This is a genomic window from Embleya sp. NPDC056575 (assembly GCF_042793325.1).
Lineage (GTDB): Bacteria > Actinomycetota > Actinomycetes > Streptomycetales > Streptomycetaceae > Embleya.
Genome location: NZ_JBHTVA010000071.1, coordinates 1 through 18,137, shown reverse-complemented (window position 1 = coordinate 18,137; position 18,137 = coordinate 1). Strand labels below are relative to the sequence as shown.

Sequence of the window (18,137 nt, the reverse complement as noted above, 5' to 3'; positions counted from 1 at the left end):
GGCGACGATGCGCCCACAGCCGACGGAACGTCAGAAGCACTCCTTGCTACCGCCGCCGACTTCCAGGTGGAGGTCCTTGAGGTAGAACCGGCCCGCCTGCACGAGCCAGGCCGACTGCTTGACGTCGGTGAACGTCGCCTTGTTGGCCTGCTGGCCGAACATCGTGGGGTGGCCGTTGCCGATGGTGGCCGGACCCTTGCCCCCCGAGCCCTTGGCCATGGTCGACGCGTCGACGCCGATGTCGATGTTCTCGAACACCGCGTCGCCGTCGAGGCCGTCCATCGACAGGGTCATGTTGTCGGCCTCGGCCTTGGTGCCCTTGCCGCCGGCCTCGATCCGAAGCACGATGCCGAACGGCCCCTTGACCGACTGACAGAGGTTGGTGATGTCGGCGTGTCCGATCGCGGCGGTCGCGACCGGCACGTCGGCGCCCTTGTTCCGCTTGAGGAAGTCCCCGAACTGGGAGAAGTCCGTCGCCTCCATCTTGTCGGCGCGGACCTTGAAGTTGCCGCCGCCCACGGTGATGTTCACCGGGACCACACCATTCGCGACGCCCGCGAACATGCCCACGGTCATCGCCGCGACGGGCAGGAGCACGATGCCGAATCGCTTCCAGCGGGTCTTGCCGCTACCCGTCTGAACCTTCTTGTCCATGGTCCTCCTCGGGACAGAGTCCCCTCCTCATGCGGACCAGGGCCGCACGTGGCGGGGCATGGAGGGAGGGCCTGCCTGTCCCGGGAAGGACCGGCGCGGCCTGGATGGGGAGGTCCGCGTCCGCGCCACCGACCGGCTGCCGGGGCGAATGGGACACGGATCGAGCGGCCCGATCATCTTTCACGACCGGGTCGGCACACAAGAGGTTCGTTACCGGCGGGTAACGCGGTCCGTCGAACGCCGCTCGCCACCGGATCACAGCGGGGTATCGAGACGCATGTCCGCCGATCCGATTTTGCGGGATAAGTCCGTTAACGGATCACCGGAAGGTCACCAAAAGACACACAGGGCGAGGGAAATGACCCATAGTCAAAGATGGGTAAAGACAACGCCCCGGCCGCTCTCGGAATCGAGAACGACCGGGGCTTCATCGACAAAGCGAGCGAGCGCGGCCGGCAGCCGGAACGGCGCTCGAAACGCCGCTCGGACCGGTGTCCGACGGAGCCGGACCGCGGCGCTCGGAGCCGGGCCGCGGCGCTGACGCAGACTCAGAAAAGCACGCCCGCAAGGGCCATGCGCGCCTTCGGCACCCGGGGGTCGTCGGCGCCGACGATCTCGAACAGTTCGAGCAGGTGCAACCGCGCCTTATTGCGCTCGTCGCCCGCGGTCCGCCGCACGGTCTCCACGAGTCGGGCGAACGCCTCGTCGGCGCGGCCGTCCAGGATGTCCATGTCGGCGGCGAGGGTCTGTACGGCGACGTCGTCCGGGTGCTCGGCGGCGTCCGCCCGGGCCTTGTCCGCGTCCACACCCTGGGTGCGCAGCAGGAGTTCGGTGTTGATCAGGCCGAGCTTGGCCTCGGCGTGCGCGGGGTGGTCGGAGAGCACGTTGCGAAACGCCTGGGCCGCGCCGTCCAGATCGCCGGCCTCCAGCGCCTCGTCGGCGGGCGCGAGCAGCGGGTCGCCGGGGGGCTCCTCCTCGGACTCGGCGTCGTCGGGGGCCTCGGCCGGTGCGCCGTCGACCACCACGCCGGTCAGCCCGAAGCGCTCCTCACCGAGTTGGACGAGCTGGTCGAGCACCTGGCGCGCCTGCTGCTCGGGCACCACGCCCTGGAACAGCGGGGCGAGCTGGCCGCCGAGCACCGCCATCACGGCGGGGATGCCCTGGATCCCGAACTCCTGGGCCAGGCGCGGGTTGGCGTCGACGTCGATCTTGGCGAGCACGAAGCGGCCGGCGTACTCCTCGGCCAACCGCTCCAGGAGCGGGCTCAGCTGCTTGCACGGCTGGCACCACTCGGCCCAGAAGTCGATCACGACGGGTGCCTGCTGGGAGAGCGCGAGCACATCGGTCTCGAAGGTGGCCTCGGTGACGTCGATGACGACCCGTTGGCCACCGGCCGCGGCGGCGGGCTTCCCGGCCGGTGCGGCCGCACGCTTGGCGGCATTGTCGGCGGCGGCCTTGACCGCCCCGAGATCGACTACTCCGCGCATGGACATGTTCCGTGGCTGCATGTAGACATCTTCCCCCGAGAGCAAGGCGAACGATGCACGGGGCGACCCACCGGCACACGCACGAGTTCCCGTCGCGTCCCGGTCCCCGCAGGATGCGGGCCCCGGGACGGACGACGACCCTTGACAGGTCGTCAGTCGCGATCGTGTGCTCGAATCCCCATCCAGGCACCGCGATTCGCTACGGCTCGTAGCGTAAGGGGAGCGCCGGGCGGAATGCGACCGTAGGATCCCCAATGGCGGATGTGAGTTGCGCCACCGGAGCGGATCACGGCCGGGAAACGTACCAGCCGGTAACATGACCGCCCGTGCACGACGAATCGGCGGAACCGGCGGAACGACGGGCGGCCGGCGCGCCCCCACAGCGCATCGGGCGCCCCCGCAGCACCACCGCGGACGACGCGATCCTGGCCGCGGCGCGCGCACTCCTCGCCGAGGGCGGCTGGGCGGGACTGGCCATGGGCGACGTCGCCACGCGCGCGGGCGTGGCCAAGACCACGCTGTACCGCCGCTGGCACTCCAAGCACGACCTGGCCATCGCCGCCGTCGCGGAGATGCTGGACACGCTGCACCTGCCGGATCGGGGCCCGGATCTACGCGCGGACATCGAGGACGTGGTCCGCCGCTTCGCCGCACTCCTCGGCCGCCCCGAGATGCGCACGGCCCTGATGGGCCTGGTAGCCGACTCCACCAGCGACCCGGCCCTGCGGCGCCGCATCCGCGAGGAGATCGTCGACCCCCAAAAACGCCTGGTCATGGAAGGCAGGGCCCGCGCCGAAGCCAGAGGCGAAATCACCGCCCCAGGCGACATAGACGTAGACCTGATCTTCGACGTAATCGCCGGCACGGTGGTCCAACACATCCTGGTAAGCGCCGAACCCGCCTCCGACAACTGGGTCCAACGCTTCACCACATTCGTGGTAACCGGCCTACTCCCAGCCAACACATGAGGTCACCTCGGCCCAAGGCCACCTCGGCCGAAGGCCGGGTCGACTCCCCAGGAGCCCACCCGGCCAACCCAACCAAACCCAGCCCGGCCGGCGCCTGAAGCCAAGCAGCCCGGCCGGTGCTTGAGGCCACCTCGGCCGAAGGCCGGGTCAAACTCCCCCAGGAGCCCACTCGGCCAACCCACCCAAACCCAGCCCGGCCGGCGCTTGAGGCCACGCAGTTCGGGCTCAGAACCGCGCGGGCTCCGTGTACGTGCCCCACTCCTCCCGGAGAACGTCACAGATCTCCCCGAGCGTCGCCTCCACCCGAGCCGCCGCCAACATCGGCGGCACCAGGTTCCCCGACCCCCGCGCAACATCCCGCATCGCACCCAGCGCCGAGTCCACCGCGGCCTGATCCCGCGCGCCCCGCCGCTTACCGAGCATCGCCACCTGGTCCCGCTCGACCTCGTGGCTGACCCGCATGATCTCCAGATCCCCCGTCACCGACCCCTCGTGGCAGTTGACCCCGACGACCCGCTTGTCGCCCTTCTCCACCGCCCGCTGGTAGCGGAACGCCGACTCGGCGATCTCCCCGGTGAACCACCCGTCCTCGATGCCGCGCAGGATGCCCGACGTCATCGGCCCGATCGGGTGCGGCGAACTCTCGCCCAACTCGCGGATCTTCGCGAACGTCGCCTCCGCCTCGGCCTCCAGCCGATCCGTCAACGCCTCCACGTACCACGACCCGCCCAGCGGGTCGGCCACCGCCGCGACGCCGGTCTCCTCCATCAGCACCTGCTGGGTGCGCAGCGCGATCTCCGCGGCCTGCGCGCTCGGCAGCGCCAGCGTCTCGTCCAGCGCGTTCGTGTGCAGCGAGTTCGTCCCGCCGAGCACCGCCGCGAGCGCCTCGACCGCGGTGCGCACCACGTTGTTGTACGGCTGCTGCGCGGTCAGCGACACACCCGCCGTCTGGGTGTGGAAGCGCAGCCACTGCGCCTTGGCGGTCTTCGCGCCGTACACGTCGCGCATCCACCGCGCCCAGATCCGGCGCGCCGCACGGAACTTGGCGATCTCCTCGAAGAAGTCCACGTGCGCGTCGAAGAAGAACGACAACCCGGGACCGAAGACGTCCACGTCCATCCCGCGCGACAGCCCGAGTTCCACGTAGCCGAACCCGTTGGCCAGCGTGTACGCCAGCTCCTGCGCGGCCGTCGCCCCCGCCTCGCGGATGTGGTAGCCGGACACCGAGAGCGGCTTGTACGCCGGGATCTTCTCGGCGCAGTACTCCATCAGGTCGCCGATCAACCGCAGGTGCGGCTCGGGCGCGAACAGCCACTCCTTCTGCGCGATGTATTCCTTGTAGATGTCGGTCTGCAGCGTGCCGTTGAGCGTGCCGATGTCCACGCCCTGCCGCTCGGCCGCGACCAGGTACATGCAGAACGCCGGCACCGCCGGCCCGGAGATGGTCATCGACGTGGTCACGTCGCCCAGCGGGATGTCGCGGAAGAGCACGTCCATGTCGGCCGCCGAGTCCACCGCGACGCCGCAGTGCCCGACCTCGCCGAGCGAGCGCTCGTCGTCGCTGTCCCGGCCCATCAGGGTCGGCATGTCGAAGGCGACGGAGAGCCCGCCGCCGCCGGCCGCCAGGATCATCCGGTAGCGCTCGTTGGTCTGTTCCGCGTTGCCGAAGCCGGCGAACTGCCGGATGGTCCACGCCCGGCCTCGGTAGCCGGTCGCGTACAGGCCGCGGGTGTACGGAAACTCGCCCGGCCAGCCGATCCGCTCGAAGCCGGCATAGGGCTGGTCCGCGGGCGGGCCGTAGACCGGCTCGACCTCGAGTTCGGAAAGCGTGGTGCGGCGCATGCCGTCGTTGCGGACCTTGTCGTAGCGGTCCTGCCAACGCCGCCGACCCTCTTCGATGTCCTCGGTGTTCACGTGGCTCCCGTCCGATGCCGTCGTCGTAGGACCCATTCCCGCGCGGCACCAGAAAATTACTAGGACGTCCTAGTAAATGTCCAAGCACCCCCGAAAACACGCCCACGCCCCCGATAACGCCGAAGCCCCCGACGAGGTGTCGGGGGCTTCGTGGGCGGGGCCGCGCGAGCGCGGCGGCGGCCGGTCAGGCGGTGGCCGGCGCCGCGGTCGGCTCGACCAGCTTGTGCTTCATCTTGTAGTCGAAGACGAACGGGCCGAACGGCGGGATCGCGGCGATGAACGCGAGCAGCGTGGTCTTGTTGTCCCACGACAGCTTGGTGCGCGCGTCCATCATGGCCAGCAGGTACAGGATGAACAGGACCGCGTGCAGCAGGCCCAGCGGCATGACGAGGTTGATGTCCGAGATCCGGCTCAGCAGCGAGCCGAAGACGAGCAGGATCAGGAACGAACAACCCTCGGCGATCGAGATCACCTTGAAGCGGCCGGAGGCGGTGGAAAGCATGGGGATCCTCGGGGGGAAGCGGGTACGGAACGGGCCGGCTGCGAGCGGCTCAGGCGCCGGCGGCGGCGGTGGCGAGGCCGCGCTCGTGGACCGCCTCGACGGCCTTGCGCTCGGCGAAGAACGACGCGAGCGGAACGGTGCCGGCGAGCATCATCAGCAGCATGCGCTCGAACTTCCACTTCATCTTGCTGCTGAGGTCGAAGGTTACGACGAGGTAGATCATGTAGAACAGACCGTGTGCCTGGCTGACGTAGAGCGTCGCCTTCTCGCCGGTGTCGAACCCGTACTTCAGGACCATGCACAGGCACAGGACCAGGAGCATGCACCCGGTGATCCAGGCCATCACTCGGTAGCGGGTCAATACGGCAGGCTTCACGGCAGCACCTTCGGTAACGGCGGGCTCGACGTGGTCGTCGACCGCTTTTCACAATGGCGCATGCAGCTTACGTCGCCGGCACCGGGGTCCCCGAATCCGCCCCCTCCCCCGCCGCGCCCTCGTCCTTCGCCTCGTCCTTCGCCTCCGCCTCCGCCTCCGCCACGAAGTCGCCGGCGTCCACCCGCAACACGCGCAGCAGGTCGAACAGCTGGGCGCACTGCTCGGCGGTGTACGCGCCGAGCCCGAACTCGCGCGCGGTCAGGTCCCGGGTGGCCCGCTCGGTGACGTCGCGGCCCTTGTCCGTGATCACCGCGAGTACGCCCCGACCGTCGCGCGGGTTCGGCCGACGCGCGACCAACTCGGCCTGCTCCAGGCGGTCGATCGTGTTGGTCACACTCGTCGGGTGCACCATCAGGCGCTCGCCGATCCGGGACAGCGGCAGCGAGCCGGTCCGGCTGAAGGTGAGCAGGACCAGGGCTTCGTAGCGGGCGAAGGTCAGGCCGTACGGCTTGAGCACCGCGTCGGCGCCGGCGAGCAGGATCTGCTGGGCACGCATGATCGAGGTGATGGCGACCATCGGCGGACACTCGCCCCAGTGCTCTCGCCAGTGCTCGTCGGCACGCGTGATCGGATCGAAGGGAAGGTTCAGTGGCTTCGGCACGCGCCGAGCGTAGTGGAGGTTACCGATCGGTCACGTGGCCGTCTCACAGCGTGTGCGCGACGCGCGGCGACCAAAGGGTCATTCAAGTTTCAACTAACTCCGGTATTGTTGGTTCATGACCGATGCCGAGCCCAGATGGCTGAGCGATGAAGACCAGCACGTCTGGCGCCAGATCATCGCCGTGATCAACATGCTGCCGGCGCGGCTGGAGCGCGAACTCCAGCGCACGCACGGCCTGTCCCTGCACGACTACCAGATCCTGGTGCAGATCTCGGAGCACCCGCGGCAGGAGGTGCGGCTGAGCGATCTGGCCGAGGCGACCCAGCAGTCCAAGAGCCGGCTCTCGCACCAGATGACGCGGATGGAGAACGCGGGCCTGGTCGCGCGCCGCAACTGCCCGACGGACCGCCGCGGGGCCTACGCGGTGCTCACCGAGGAGGGCTGGGAGGCGCTCCGGGCCGCCGCGCCGACGCACGTCGAAAGCGTCCGCGAGCACCTGATGGACGTGATGACGCCCGCCCAGAAACAGGTGGTCGGCGAAGCGTTCGGCGCGGTGGCCGCGCACCTGCGCCCCGCCGCCCGCGCCACGGTCTGCCCCTCCACAGAAGAATGCGAGACAGGCTGACGCCCGTGTCGACCCGATTCGTGCCGACCGTCCTCAAACGCCGGACGGGCTGAGACGTGTCGGCCCACCTCGGACCGGCCGTCCTCAAACGCCGGACGGGCTGATTTGCTCGGCTCCCCTGCTCGAGCTGCGGTCAACCGGACCGCAGCCCACGAGCCCACCCGACCACCCCGGCCCGTCCGGCATTCGAGGACGGCAAGCCGGGCCGGGCCCACCGCGCGAACAGCGAAACCGCGGGAGCGCTACGCTCCCAGGCCCGTGATCAGTTCGTCCGCGGCCGAATACGGGTCCATGGACCCGGACAGCACGTGGTCGGCCAGCTCCTCCAACCGCCGCCCACCCCGCAGGTCGCCGATCCGAGCCCGCAGCGCGGTGACCGCGATCGCCTCCACCTCGTCCGCCACCCGCCGCCGACGCCGCAGCCGCAGTTCGCCGCCCGCCTCCATCCAGGCCCGGTGCTTCTCCAGCGCCTCGACCACCTCGTCCACGCCCTCCCCGCGCGAGGCCACGGTCTTGACGATCGGCGGACGCCAGTCCCCCGGCCCCCGCGCCTCGCCGAGCGAGAGCATGTGGCCGAGTTCACGCGCGGTCGTCGCCGCACCGTCCCGGTCCGCCTTGTTCACCACGTACAGGTCGCCGATCTCCAGGATCCCGGCCTTGGCCGCCTGGATCCCGTCGCCCATGCCCGGCGCCAACAGCACCACGGTACTGTCCGCCATCGAGGCGATCTCCACCTCCGACTGGCCGACCCCCACCGTCTCGACGATCACCACGTCGCACCCCGCCGCGTCCAGCACGCGCAGCGCCTGCGGCGTGGACCAGGCCAGCCCGCCGAGGTGCCCGCGCGAGGCCATCGAGCGGATGTACACGCCCGGGTCGGTCGCATGGTCCTGCATCCGCACCCGGTCCCCGAGCAGCGCGCCGCCCGAGAACGGCGAGGACGGGTCCACCGCGAGCACGCCGACCCGCCGACCCAGCCGGCGGTACGCGCTCACCAGCGCGGTCGTGGAGGTCGACTTGCCCACCCCGGGCGAGCCGGTCAGCCCGATCACGTAGGCGTTGCCGGTCAGCGGCGCGAGCGCGGCCATCACCTCGCGCAGCCGCGGCGAGGCGTCCTCGACCATCGAGATCAGCCGGGCCACCGCCCGCGGTTTCCCCTCCCGGGCCTGGGCCACCAACGTCGCGACATCCATCCCCGACCTCATGCGCCACCGCTTCCCTGCTCGGATATGCCGAAACGACCCCGCGGTCGGCGAGCCGTCACACCGCAGTGCGCGCCCCGCGACTGCGAGATCGTTTCAGGTGGATCGATCACACGAAACCGTACGGTCGCTCAGCCGTACGATCCGGACCGGTTCACCCGTGTGGACCGGTCCGAACCGAACCGGCTCAGGCGCCCGGGACGGTGAGGATCAGCGCGTCGCCCTGGCCACCGCCACCGCACAGCGCCGCCGCACCCGTGCCGCCGCCGCGCCGCTTGAGCTCCAGCGCCAGGTGCAGCACCACGCGGGCGCCGGACATGCCGATCGGGTGGCCGAGCGCGATCGCGCCGCCGTTGACGTTGACCTTGTCCGTGCTCACCCCGAGGTCGCGCATCGACTGCACGGCCACCGCCGCGAACGCCTCGTTGATCTCGATCAGGTCCAGGTCGTCGACGGTCAGGCCCTGCTTGCCCAGCGCGTGCTTGATCGCGTTCGAGGGCTGCGACTGGAGCGAGTTGTCCGGGCCCGCCACGTTGCCGTGCGCGCCGATCTCGGCCAGCCACTCCAGGCCCAGCTCCTCGGCCTTGGCCTTGCTCATCACCACGACCGCGGCGGCGCCGTCGGAGATCTGCGAGGACGTGCCCGCGGTGATCGTGCCGTCCTTGCTGAACGCCGGACGCAGCTTGCCCAGCGACTCGGCGGTGGTGTCCGGGCGGATGCCCTCGTCGGCGGCGAACACGACCGGCTCGCCGCGGCGCTGCGGAATCTCCACCGGCACGATCTCGGCGTCGAAGATCCCGTTCTTCGCGGCGGCCGCGGCGCGCTGGTGGGACAGCGCGCCCACCGCGTCCTGCTCCTCGCGCGAGATGTCCAGCTTCGTGTTGTGGTGCTCGGTCGACTCGCCCATCGGGATGTTGTCGAACGCGTCGGTGAGGCCGTCGTAGGCCATCGCGTCGAGCATCTCGACCGCGCCGTACTTGAAGCCCTCGCGCGACTTGGGCAGCAGGTGCGGGGCGTTGGTCATCGACTCCATGCCGCCCGCGACCACGATGTCGAACTCGCCCGCGCGGATCAGCTGGTCGGCCAGCGCGATCGCGTCCAGGCCGGAGAGGCAGACCTTGTTGACGGTGAGCGAGGGCACGTTCATCGGGATGCCGGCCTTGACCGACGCCTGTCGGGCCGGCATCTGCCCGGCGCCCGCCTGGAGCACCTGGCCCATGATCACGTACTGGACCTGGTCCCCGGTGACGCCCGCGCGCTCGAGCGCGGACTTGATCGCGATGGCGCCGAGGTCGGTGCCGGAGAAGCCCTTGAGGGAGCCGAGCAGTCGACCCATGGGGGTACGGGCCCCGGCGACGATGACAGAACCGGCCATGAGGGTGGCCTCCACAACTTTATGGTCGGGGTGCCATCGCCGGGCGGGCCGGGCGACGTGCGGCATCCCCGCGACGGACGTGAAGTTGTTCCGGAACCTACCCGGAAGGGCGCCGACCGGTGCAGGGGGCCCCGATGTGACGGAACCCACCCTCACGCCCGGCACGAATCGGGTGTTCTCTCGCCCATAGTCTCGTGACGAAGGGTCGGGTATCTACTCGCAGGTAACCCGCATTTCTCGACGGCCTCGGGAGGCCATGGTGCTCACGCGTATCGATCACATCGGCATCGCCTGTCACAACCTCGACGAGACGGTGGACTTCTACACAACGACCTACGGATTCGAGGTGTTCCACACCGAGATCAACGAGGAGCAGGGCGTCCGCGAGGCGATGCTCAAGATCAACGAGACCTCGGACGGCGGCGCGTCCTACCTCCAGCTCCTGGAGCCGATCCGCGAGGACTCCGCGGTCGGCAAGTGGCTGGCCAAGAACGGCGAGGGTGTGCACCACATCGCGTTCGGCACCGCCGACGTGGACGGGGACGCGGCGGCGATCGGGGCCAAGGGCGTCCGGGTGCTGTACGACGAACCGCGGCGTGGTTCGATGGGTTCGCGCATCACGTTCCTGCACCCCAAGGACTGTCACGGCGTGCTCACCGAACTGGTGACCTCGGCCGCGCCCGACACGGAGCACTGAACCACCGGGCCCGGCGTCGACCACCGGGCCCGGCATCCGGCCCGCGACATCACGCGGCCATCGCCCACAGCGCGCGACCGCGCGCGACCACAGGTGACAGCGCGTGACCGCGCACGACAGCGCGCCGGCCCGCGGCATCCCGCGACGGCGCCCGACCGACCGCGCCATCCCGCGGAGCCGGCGGCTCGTCAACAGACAGATCGTCAAAGCGGCGGCGTGGTTCCTGTGACTTCGCCCCTTGTCGCTTTTATGCCGAACGCCTAGCGTTACCAGCGAGTAAGTTCAGCGAAGCTCGGCAATCCCTCATGTTTCTCATGCTTCAACCGCCGACCCATGGAGGCCGACGATGAAGGAGATCCTCGACGCCATCCTCGCGGGGGACACCCCCAAGGAGGCGTACGCAGCGCTCCCGCTTCCCGACTCGTACCGCGCCGTCACCGTCCACAAGGACGAGGAGACGATGTTCGAGGGTGTGGAATCGCGGGACAAGGATCCGCGTCAGTCGCTGCACGTCGATGACGTGCCGCTGCCCGAACTCGGCCCCGGCGAAGCCCTCGTCGCCGTGATGGCCAGTGCGATCAACTACAACACCGTGTGGACCGCGCTCTTCGAGCCGGTCTCCACGTTCCGCTTCCTGGAGAAGTACGGCCGCGCGTCCGACCTGTCCAAGCGGCACGATCTGCCGTACCACGTGGTCGGCTCCGACCTCGCGGGCGTGGTCCTGCGCACCGGCGCGGGCGTCAACGCCTGGAAGCCCGGCGACGAGGTGGTCGCGCACTGCCTGTCCGTCGAGTTGGAGAGCCCGGACGGGCACGCCGACACCATGCTCGACCCCGAGCAGCGGATCTGGGGCTTCGAGACCAACTTCGGCGGCCTCGCCCAGATCGCCCTGGTCAAGAGCAACCAGCTGATGCCGAAGCCGGCGCACCTGTCGTGGGAAGAGGCCGCCTCGCCGGGCCTGGTCAACTCGACGGCGTACCGCCAGCTCGTCTCGCGCAACGGCGCGGGCATGAAGCAGGGCGACAACGTGCTGATCTGGGGCGCCTCCGGCGGCCTGGGCTCGTACGCGACGCAGTTCGCCCTGGCCGGCGGCGCGACGCCGATCTGCGTGGTGTCCTCCGAGGACAAGGCGCAGCTGTGCCGGGACATGGGCGCCGAGTTGGTGATCGACCGGCGGGCCGAGGACTTCCGCTTCTGGAAGGACGAGCACACCCAGGACACCCGCGAGTGGAACCGGTTCGGCAAGCGCATCCGCGAACTCACCGGCGGCGAGGACGTGGACATCGTCTTCGAGCACCCGGGCCGCGAGACGTTCGGCGCCTCGGTCTACGTCACCCGCAAGGGCGGCACCATCGTGACCTGCGCCTCGACGTCGGGCTACATGCACGAGTACGACAACCGCTACCTGTGGATGAGCCTGAAGCGGATCGTCGGCTCGCACTTCGCCAACTATCGGGAGGCCTGGGAGGCCAACCGGCTCGTGGCGAAGGGTAGGATTCACCCGACGTTGTCGCGCACCTACGCTCTGGAAGAGACGGGCCAGGCGGCCCGGGACGTCCACCGGAACCTGCACCAGGGCAAGGTGGGCGTACTGTGTCTCGCACCGGAGGAGGGCCTGGGGGTTCGGGACGTCGAGATGCGCGCGCGGCATATCGACGCCATCAACCGCTTTCGTAACGTCTGACGGCGGTCCCTGGATCTGAGACCATTCTCCCTGGTAGTCAATGCGGTACGGGCGGTTCCGGATGGTTTTCTGGGTCGTTTCGTCACCAACCGGTCGGAAACGGCCGATTTGCAGTACTGAAACGTACGCGGCCAGGGGATGGAGTGGGACCCCACAGTGCGGGGCTACGACCGCTACCAAGTCGACGAGCACCTCGAACAGCTCGACGACGAGATCAAGCGGCTGAAGAAGGAGCGCGACGACACCGTCGCCCACGCGGAGGACCTCGGCTATCAGGTCGAGGTTCTCCGCGCGAAGCTGCATGACCTTCGCCGCCAGCTCGCCACACCCCGATTCGACAGCATCGGCGGCCAGGCCGAGCAGATGTTGCGCAACGCGCAACTGCAGGCCGACCAGGTCCGCGCCGACGCCGAGCGCGAGTTGCAGGAGTCGCGCGCGACCACCCAACGCCTGCTCCAGGAGGCCGCCGCCCGCTCGGCCCGGCTCGAAGCCGAGTGGCAGGCCGAGGTCATGGAGCGCCGCCGGCGCCTCGACGAGGAGCTGACCCAGGCGCGCCAGGCCACCGAGGCCCGGGTCAACGAGAACGTCGCGTGGGCCGAGCAGTTGCGCGCCCAGGCCGAGGAGCGCGCCCGCCAACTCCTGGACAACGCCCGCGCCGAGGCCGAGCGGGTGGCCGCCGCCGCCCGCGAGCAGGCGGCCGGCACCAACGAGAGCACGCGCGCCGAGGTCGAGTCGCTTCTCTCGCGTGCGCAGGGCGACGCGGACCGGGTGATCGCCGAGGCCAAGGCCCGGGCGAGCGCGGCCGTGGACCAGTCCGAGCAGTTGCGCACCGAGACCCGCACCCGCGCGGAGAGCCTGGTCGGCGACGCCCGGGTGGAGGCCGCCCGAATCATCGGCGAGGCCCGGGCCGAGGCCGAGCGGGTCACCGGCGAGGCCGGCGCCCGCGCCCAGGGCGCGTCCGAGAACACCGCGAAACTGCTCGAATCCGCCCAGTTCGAGATCGAGCGGCTGCGGGCCGAGGCGGCCGGTGAGGCGGACCGCCGCCAGGCGGAGGCCCAACGGCTGCTCCAGGGCGCCGAGGCCGAGGCGGGCGAGAGGCTCGGCAAGGCCGCGACCGACGCCGAGGCGCATCTGGCCAAGGCCCGCGCGGAGGCGGACAAGCTCACCGCCGAGGCCCGCGGCGCCGCCGAGCGGCTGCGCGCCGAGGCGATCACGGAGGCGGACCGGCTGCGCGACGAGGCCCGTGCCGAGGCCGAGGCGCTGCGTACCGACACCCGCGCCGAGTTGGACACCGCCCGCGAGGAAACCCTGGCCCGGGTCGACGAGTTGGAGGCCGGGGCGCGCGCGGAGATCGAGCGCCGTCGGCAGGAGGTGGACCGACTGCGGGCCGAGGCGCAGCAGTTGCTCACCAACGCCGAGGCCGGCGCCGCCGAGCGCCTGGAGACCGCCGCACGGGCCGCCGACGACCTGATGGCCAAGTCCCGGTCCGAGGCGGAGCGGGTACAGAGCGAGGCCCGCACCGAGGCCGACGAGTTGCGCGCCCGGGCCCAGACCGACGCCGAGGCGGTCGAGACGCGCACCCGCGCGTCGAGCGACCGGTTGGCGAACGAGGCGCGCGAATACGCCGAGCAGGTGCGTGCCCAGGCGGCCGAGAGCGCGGAGGAGCTGCTCGAGGCTGCCCGCGCCGACTCCGGCAAGCTGCGCGAGAAGGCGATCGCGGACACGCACCGCCTGCGCGAGATGACCAAGCTCCAACAGGCGGAGGCCGCCGAGGAGTTGGAGCGCGCCCGGATCGAGGCGCAGACCCTGCGCAGCGAGGCCGCGGCCGCCGCCGAGCAGCTGCGCGAGGAGTCCGCGGCGCAGGCTGCGGAGCGGGTCGAGGCGGCCCGCGCCGAGGCCGAGCGGGTGCGTACCGAGGCCGCCGAGAACGCCGGTCGTTCGCACGCCGAGGCCGAGGAACTGGTGGCCAAGGCCCGGGCGGAGGCGCAGAAGGCGGGCGCCGACGCGAACCGCGCCGCCGAGGAGCTGATCCGCTCCGCCGAGCTGGCCGCGGCCGAGCTGCGCGACCAGGCCCGGGTCCGGGCCGAGGCGATGCGCGCCGACGCGGAGCGGCAGGCCGCCGAGTTGCACGCCCGGAGCGAGGAACTGCGGGCCCGGGCCGAGCAGTCGGCCGCCGAGGCCGAGGCCGCGCTGGACCGGGCCCGGGCCGACGCCGAGGCCACGATGGAGCGCGCTCGCGCCGAGGCGGGCGCCCGTACCCAGTCGGCCGCGGTCAAGGCCGACGAACTGATCGGCAAGGCCCGGGAAGAGGCCGAGAAGGTCCGCACCGACTCGCGCCGCGAGGCCGACAAGGCCCTCACCGACGCGCGTACCGAGGCGGAGAAGACCCTCGCCGACTCGCGCGAGGAGGCCGACCAGATGCGTTCGGCCGCGCGTCGCGACGCGTCCTCGATGCGCGAGGAGGCGGAGACCGAGACCCGCACGCTGCGCGAGCAGACGGAAGCCGAGACCCGGGCGCTGCGCGAGGAGACCGAGCAGACCGCGCGGGCGCTGCGCGAGAGCTCGGAGAACGCGGCGGCGGCCCTGCGCGAGGAGAGCACCGAGCAGGCCCGTGCCCGGCTGGCCGCGGCCGACACCGACGCGACCCGGATGCGCACCGAGGCGGAGGCCGCCGCCCAGGCGCTGCGCGAGAAGACCACCGAGACCGCGCGTTCGGTCCTGGAGCAGGCCGACGCCGAGGCCGAGCGTATGCGCACGGAGGCCGAGACGGCCGCCCGCACGCTGCGCGAGGAGACCACCGAGACCGCGCGTTCGGTCCTGGAGCAGGCCGACGCCGAGGCCGAGCGCATGCGCACCGAGGCGGAGGCCGCCGCGCACACGCTGCGCACCGAGACCGCCGCGACCGTGCGCGCCGCGCTGGACAAGGCCGAGAAGGACGCCGCGCGGATGCGGGCCGAGGGCGAGGAGACCGCGCTCGGCATCCTGGAGCAGGCCGACGGCGAGGCGCGCGCGCTGCGCCAGGAGGCCACCGCCGCTCTGGCCGCGGCCAAGGCCGACGCGGACACGATGCGCACCCAGGGCGAGACCGACGCGGACCGGGCCCGGTCCGAGGCGCAGGCCGCCGCCCGCGCGCTGTTGGAGCGCGCCGAGCGCGATGCCGAACAGGTGCGCGTCGACGCCGAGCAGGCGGCCGGGACGTTGCGTCGGGAGGCCGCCGAGGCGCTGGAGGCGGCGCGCGGCGAGGCGCAGCGCCTGCACACCGAGGCGACCGCGACGCTGGCTTCGGCGAACGCCGAGGCGACCACGCTGCGCGAGGAGGCCGCCGCCGCGCTGGAGGCGGCGACCGCGGACGCGGAGCGTATGCGCGACGAGGCCGAGACGGCCGCGCTGAGCCGGCTGGAGCAGGCCGACACCGAAGCCACACGGCTGCGCGAGGAGGCCGAGGCGGAGGCGATCCGGCTGCGCACCCAGGGCGCCCAGGCGCTGGAGGAGGCGCGCGACGAGGCGGCCGAACTGCGCGATCGCACCAAGGCGCGGGCCCGCGAGTTGCTGGAGAAGGCCGAGGCGCGGGGCACCGACCTGCTGGAGAGCGCCACCACCCAGGCCCGGTTGGCCAAGGAGGACGCGGCCCGCGCGGTCGCCGAGGCGCAGGCCGAGGCCGAGGCGGTACGCGCCGCGGTGGTGGGCATCGAGGACGCCGCCCGCGAGGAGTCGGACCGGCTCACCGCGCTCGCCGAACGCGACCTGGCCAAGGCCCGCGACGACGCGGAGACCACGCTGGTCCGGGCCCGCGCGGAGGCCGACGCCACGGTCACCGCCGCGCGCAAGCACGCCGACCGGATGAAGTCCGACTCCGACCGCGAGGCGGAGAAGACCCGCACGGCCGGCCGCGAGGCGGCGAACAAGGAGCTGCGCGAGGCCGAGGAGGCCGCGGCGCAACTGCGCGAGCAGGCCCGCGCCGAGCTGGAGCGGGCCACGAACGACGCCGAGGAGCTGCTGGTTCGGGCCAAGGGCCGGGCCACCGAGATCGTCGGCACCGCCGAGCGCAAGGCCGAGAAGCGGGTCGCCGAGGCGACCGAGGCGGCGAACCTGCTGATCGCCGAGGCCGAGGCGGAGGACGAACGACTGCGCGCCGAGGCGACCGCGGTCATAGAGAAGGCGCGTCAGGACTCCGACGCGATGATCGGCGAGACCCGGCGCGACACCACCGCCACGCGCGAGCGTTCCGACCGCGAGGCCGAGCAGGTCGTCGAACGTGCCCGCCGGCAGGCCGCGGAGGGTCTGAAGCAGGCGGGCAAGCGGGTCGACGACCTGGTGGCCGCCGCGGAGGAGCAGGTGAGCGAGGCCCGCGTGGACGCCGAGAAGATGAAGGTGGCCGCGGCCGAGGAAGCCGAGCGGATTCGCGACAAGGCCGGTTCCGAGGCGGATAGGGTACGTATTGCCGCGGTGAAGAAGGCCGAGGCGCTGCTCTCGGAAGCGGAACAGCGGCTCGCCGACGCCCAGAAGGGCGCGGACGACCTGCGGGCGAAGGTGGCCGAACAGGTGGCCGCCGCCCAGCGGGAGGCGCAGGCGGTCCGTCGCAAGACCGCCGCGGACGCCGAGAAGGTTCTCGACGAGGCGCGGAAGGAGGCGGAGCGACTGCGCACCGAGGCGCGCAAGGAAGCCGACCGCCACCGCGCCGACGGACAGCGCAAACTCGACGAGTTGAACCGCAGACGCAAGGACATCACCGCCGAGATGTCGCGCGTGCAGGGCGTGTTGGACGCGCTCGCCGCGCCCGCGGGCCTCGGGGCCGGCAAGGGCAACTCCTCGTCGGGCAAGGGCTCCGCGGCGAAGGGCTCCGGTTCGTCGTCATCCGATTGAGCGATGCTGGCCGGTTCTTATCCCCCGGTCAGGTCGATGCCCCGCCCGATTCGTGCCAGGATTCCACCCGTCACCTCATTCACCGCACCGGTCATACGACAGGAACCCCATGAGCGACACTAACTCTCCGCACGGCTTCGACATCGTCCGCCGAGGGTACGAGCGTTCGCAGGTTGACGATCGCATCACGAAGCTCGTCTCGGATCGTGACAGCGCGCTCGCGAGGATCTCGGCGCTGGAGAAGCGGATCGAGGAACTGCACCTCGAAAGCCAGAACGCGCAGGCCCAACTCGCCGACGCCGAACCGTCCTACGCGGGCCTCGGCGCACGAGTGGAGAAGATCCTCCGCCTCGCCGAGGAAGAGGCCAAGGACCTGCGCGAGGAGGCCCGCCGCGCCGCCGATCAACACCGCGAGTTGGCCGAGGCCGCCGCGCAGCAGGTCCGTTCCGACGCCGAGCAGTACGGCAAGGAGCGCAAGGCCAAGGCCGAGGACGAGGGTTCGCGAATCCTCGACAAGGCCAAGAGCGACGCCGCGCAGCTGCGTGGCGAGGCGGCCAAGGACGCGTCGGCCAAGCGCGAGGAGGCCGAGGCCCTCTTCGAGGAGACCCGGGCCAAGGCCGCCCAGGCCGCCGCCGACTTCGAGACGAACCTGGCCAAGCGCCGCGAGCAGTCCGAGCGCGACCTGGCGGCCCGTCAGGCCAAGGCCGAGAAGCGGCTGTCCGAGGTCGAGCACCGGGCCGAACAGCTGCGTCTGGAGGCCGAGAAGCTGCGTACCGACGCCGAGCGTCGCTCGCGTCAGACGATCGAGACCGCGCAGCGCCAGGCCGACGACATCGTGGCCGACGCGCGGGCCAAGGCCGACCGGATCCGCTCGGAGTCCGAGCGCGAGCTGGCCGCGCTGACCCACCGCCGCGACAGCATCAACGCGCAGCTGACCAACGTGCGCGAGATGTTGGCCACGCTCACCGGCGCGGCCGTCGCCGCCGCGGGTGTCAGCATCGATGACGACGACGACAAGATGCCGGGTGTGCCGGCTCAGCAGAGCCGCTGACGCGCCTGGGCGGGGCATCGGCGACTGGTATTTCGGCCGGCTTCGGCGGCCGGGCGGCGGGCGGGTTCCATGGGGACC

15 protein-coding genes are annotated in these 18,137 nt (G+C 71.3%); 7 read left to right on the top strand and 8 right to left on the bottom strand.

Features of this window, described 5'->3' with window-relative positions; translation table 11 throughout:
- Positions 1-30: 30 nt before the first annotated feature.
- Complete coding sequence (locus ACFRCG_RS38695) at positions 31-654, bottom strand: DUF6230 family protein (protein ID WP_380040347.1); 624 nt, start codon at positions 652-654, stop codon at positions 31-33.
- Positions 655-1,202: 548 nt separating this feature from the next.
- Positions 1,203-2,162 (bottom strand): tetratricopeptide repeat protein, encoded by a 960-nt coding sequence (locus ACFRCG_RS38690; protein ID WP_380040345.1) that lies wholly within the window; start codon positions 2,160-2,162, stop codon positions 1,203-1,205.
- Positions 2,163-2,467: 305 nt separating this feature from the next.
- On the opposite strand from ACFRCG_RS38690, the gene ACFRCG_RS38685 reads away from it, so the two are divergent.
- Positions 2,468-3,109: a TetR/AcrR family transcriptional regulator gene (locus ACFRCG_RS38685; protein ID WP_380040343.1), complete on the top strand. Its 642-nt coding sequence runs from the start codon at positions 2,468-2,470 to the stop codon at positions 3,107-3,109.
- A 225-nt stretch (positions 3,110-3,334) separates the two neighbouring features.
- Here the strand turns inward: ACFRCG_RS38685 and ACFRCG_RS38680 are convergent, their stop codons facing one another.
- The 4 genes from ACFRCG_RS38680 to ACFRCG_RS38665 all read right to left on the bottom strand — a co-directional run bounded on the left by ACFRCG_RS38680 (position 3,335) and on the right by ACFRCG_RS38665 (position 6,562).
- Positions 3,335-5,059, bottom strand: coding sequence for a methylmalonyl-CoA mutase (locus tag ACFRCG_RS38680; RefSeq protein WP_379995047.1), 1,725 nt, complete (start codon positions 5,057-5,059; stop codon positions 3,335-3,337).
- A gap of 148 nt (positions 5,060-5,207) precedes the next feature.
- On the bottom strand, positions 5,208-5,525 hold the full coding sequence (locus tag ACFRCG_RS38675; protein ID WP_380040341.1) for a DUF3817 domain-containing protein: 318 nt from the start codon (positions 5,523-5,525) through the stop codon (positions 5,208-5,210).
- A 49-nt stretch (positions 5,526-5,574) separates the two neighbouring features.
- On the bottom strand, positions 5,575-5,901 hold the full coding sequence (locus ACFRCG_RS38670) for a DUF3817 domain-containing protein (RefSeq protein WP_078975393.1): 327 nt from the start codon (positions 5,899-5,901) through the stop codon (positions 5,575-5,577).
- Between the two features lie 67 nt (positions 5,902-5,968).
- The gene (locus ACFRCG_RS38665) at positions 5,969-6,562 is read right to left on the bottom strand and encodes a MarR family winged helix-turn-helix transcriptional regulator (RefSeq protein ID WP_380040338.1); all 594 of its coding nucleotides are present in this window, start codon (positions 6,560-6,562) and stop codon (positions 5,969-5,971) included.
- Positions 6,563-6,677: 115 nt separating this feature from the next.
- Here ACFRCG_RS38665 and ACFRCG_RS38660 point away from each other — a divergent pair, with 115 nt between their 5' ends.
- Positions 6,678-7,187, top strand: coding sequence for a MarR family winged helix-turn-helix transcriptional regulator (locus ACFRCG_RS38660; protein ID WP_380040336.1), 510 nt, complete (start codon positions 6,678-6,680; stop codon positions 7,185-7,187).
- A 242-nt stretch (positions 7,188-7,429) separates the two neighbouring features.
- Here ACFRCG_RS38660 and meaB read toward each other — a convergent pair whose 3' ends face one another.
- Positions 7,430-8,380, bottom strand: a complete 951-nt coding sequence (gene meaB / locus ACFRCG_RS38655; RefSeq protein WP_379995037.1) for a methylmalonyl Co-A mutase-associated GTPase MeaB — start codon at positions 8,378-8,380, stop codon at positions 7,430-7,432.
- Between the two features lie 196 nt (positions 8,381-8,576).
- Positions 8,577-9,764, bottom strand: coding sequence for an acetyl-CoA C-acetyltransferase (locus ACFRCG_RS38650; RefSeq protein ID WP_078979219.1), 1,188 nt, complete (start codon positions 9,762-9,764; stop codon positions 8,577-8,579).
- Positions 9,765-10,023: 259 nt separating this feature from the next.
- Between ACFRCG_RS38650 and mce the strand changes: the two genes are divergently transcribed.
- From mce to ACFRCG_RS38625, 5 genes are all read left to right on the top strand, one after another.
- Entirely contained in the window at positions 10,024-10,461 is a 438-nt protein-coding gene (mce, locus tag ACFRCG_RS38645) for a methylmalonyl-CoA epimerase (protein ID WP_379997255.1), read from the top strand.
- A gap of 103 nt (positions 10,462-10,564) precedes the next feature.
- Positions 10,565-10,690, top strand: coding sequence for a hypothetical protein (locus ACFRCG_RS38640; RefSeq protein ID WP_380040334.1), 126 nt, complete (start codon positions 10,565-10,567; stop codon positions 10,688-10,690).
- A gap of 117 nt (positions 10,691-10,807) precedes the next feature.
- Complete coding sequence (ccrA, locus tag ACFRCG_RS38635) at positions 10,808-12,145, top strand: crotonyl-CoA carboxylase/reductase (RefSeq protein WP_380040332.1); 1,338 nt, start codon at positions 10,808-10,810, stop codon at positions 12,143-12,145.
- 138 nt (positions 12,146-12,283) lie between these two features.
- Positions 12,284-17,008, top strand: a complete 4,725-nt coding sequence (locus ACFRCG_RS38630; protein WP_380040330.1) for a hypothetical protein — start codon at positions 12,284-12,286, stop codon at positions 17,006-17,008.
- 109 nt (positions 17,009-17,117) lie between these two features.
- The gene (locus ACFRCG_RS38625; protein WP_020555437.1) at positions 17,118-18,059 is read left to right on the top strand and encodes a cellulose-binding protein; all 942 of its coding nucleotides are present in this window, start codon (positions 17,118-17,120) and stop codon (positions 18,057-18,059) included.
- The last annotated feature ends 78 nt before the right edge of the window (positions 18,060-18,137 follow it).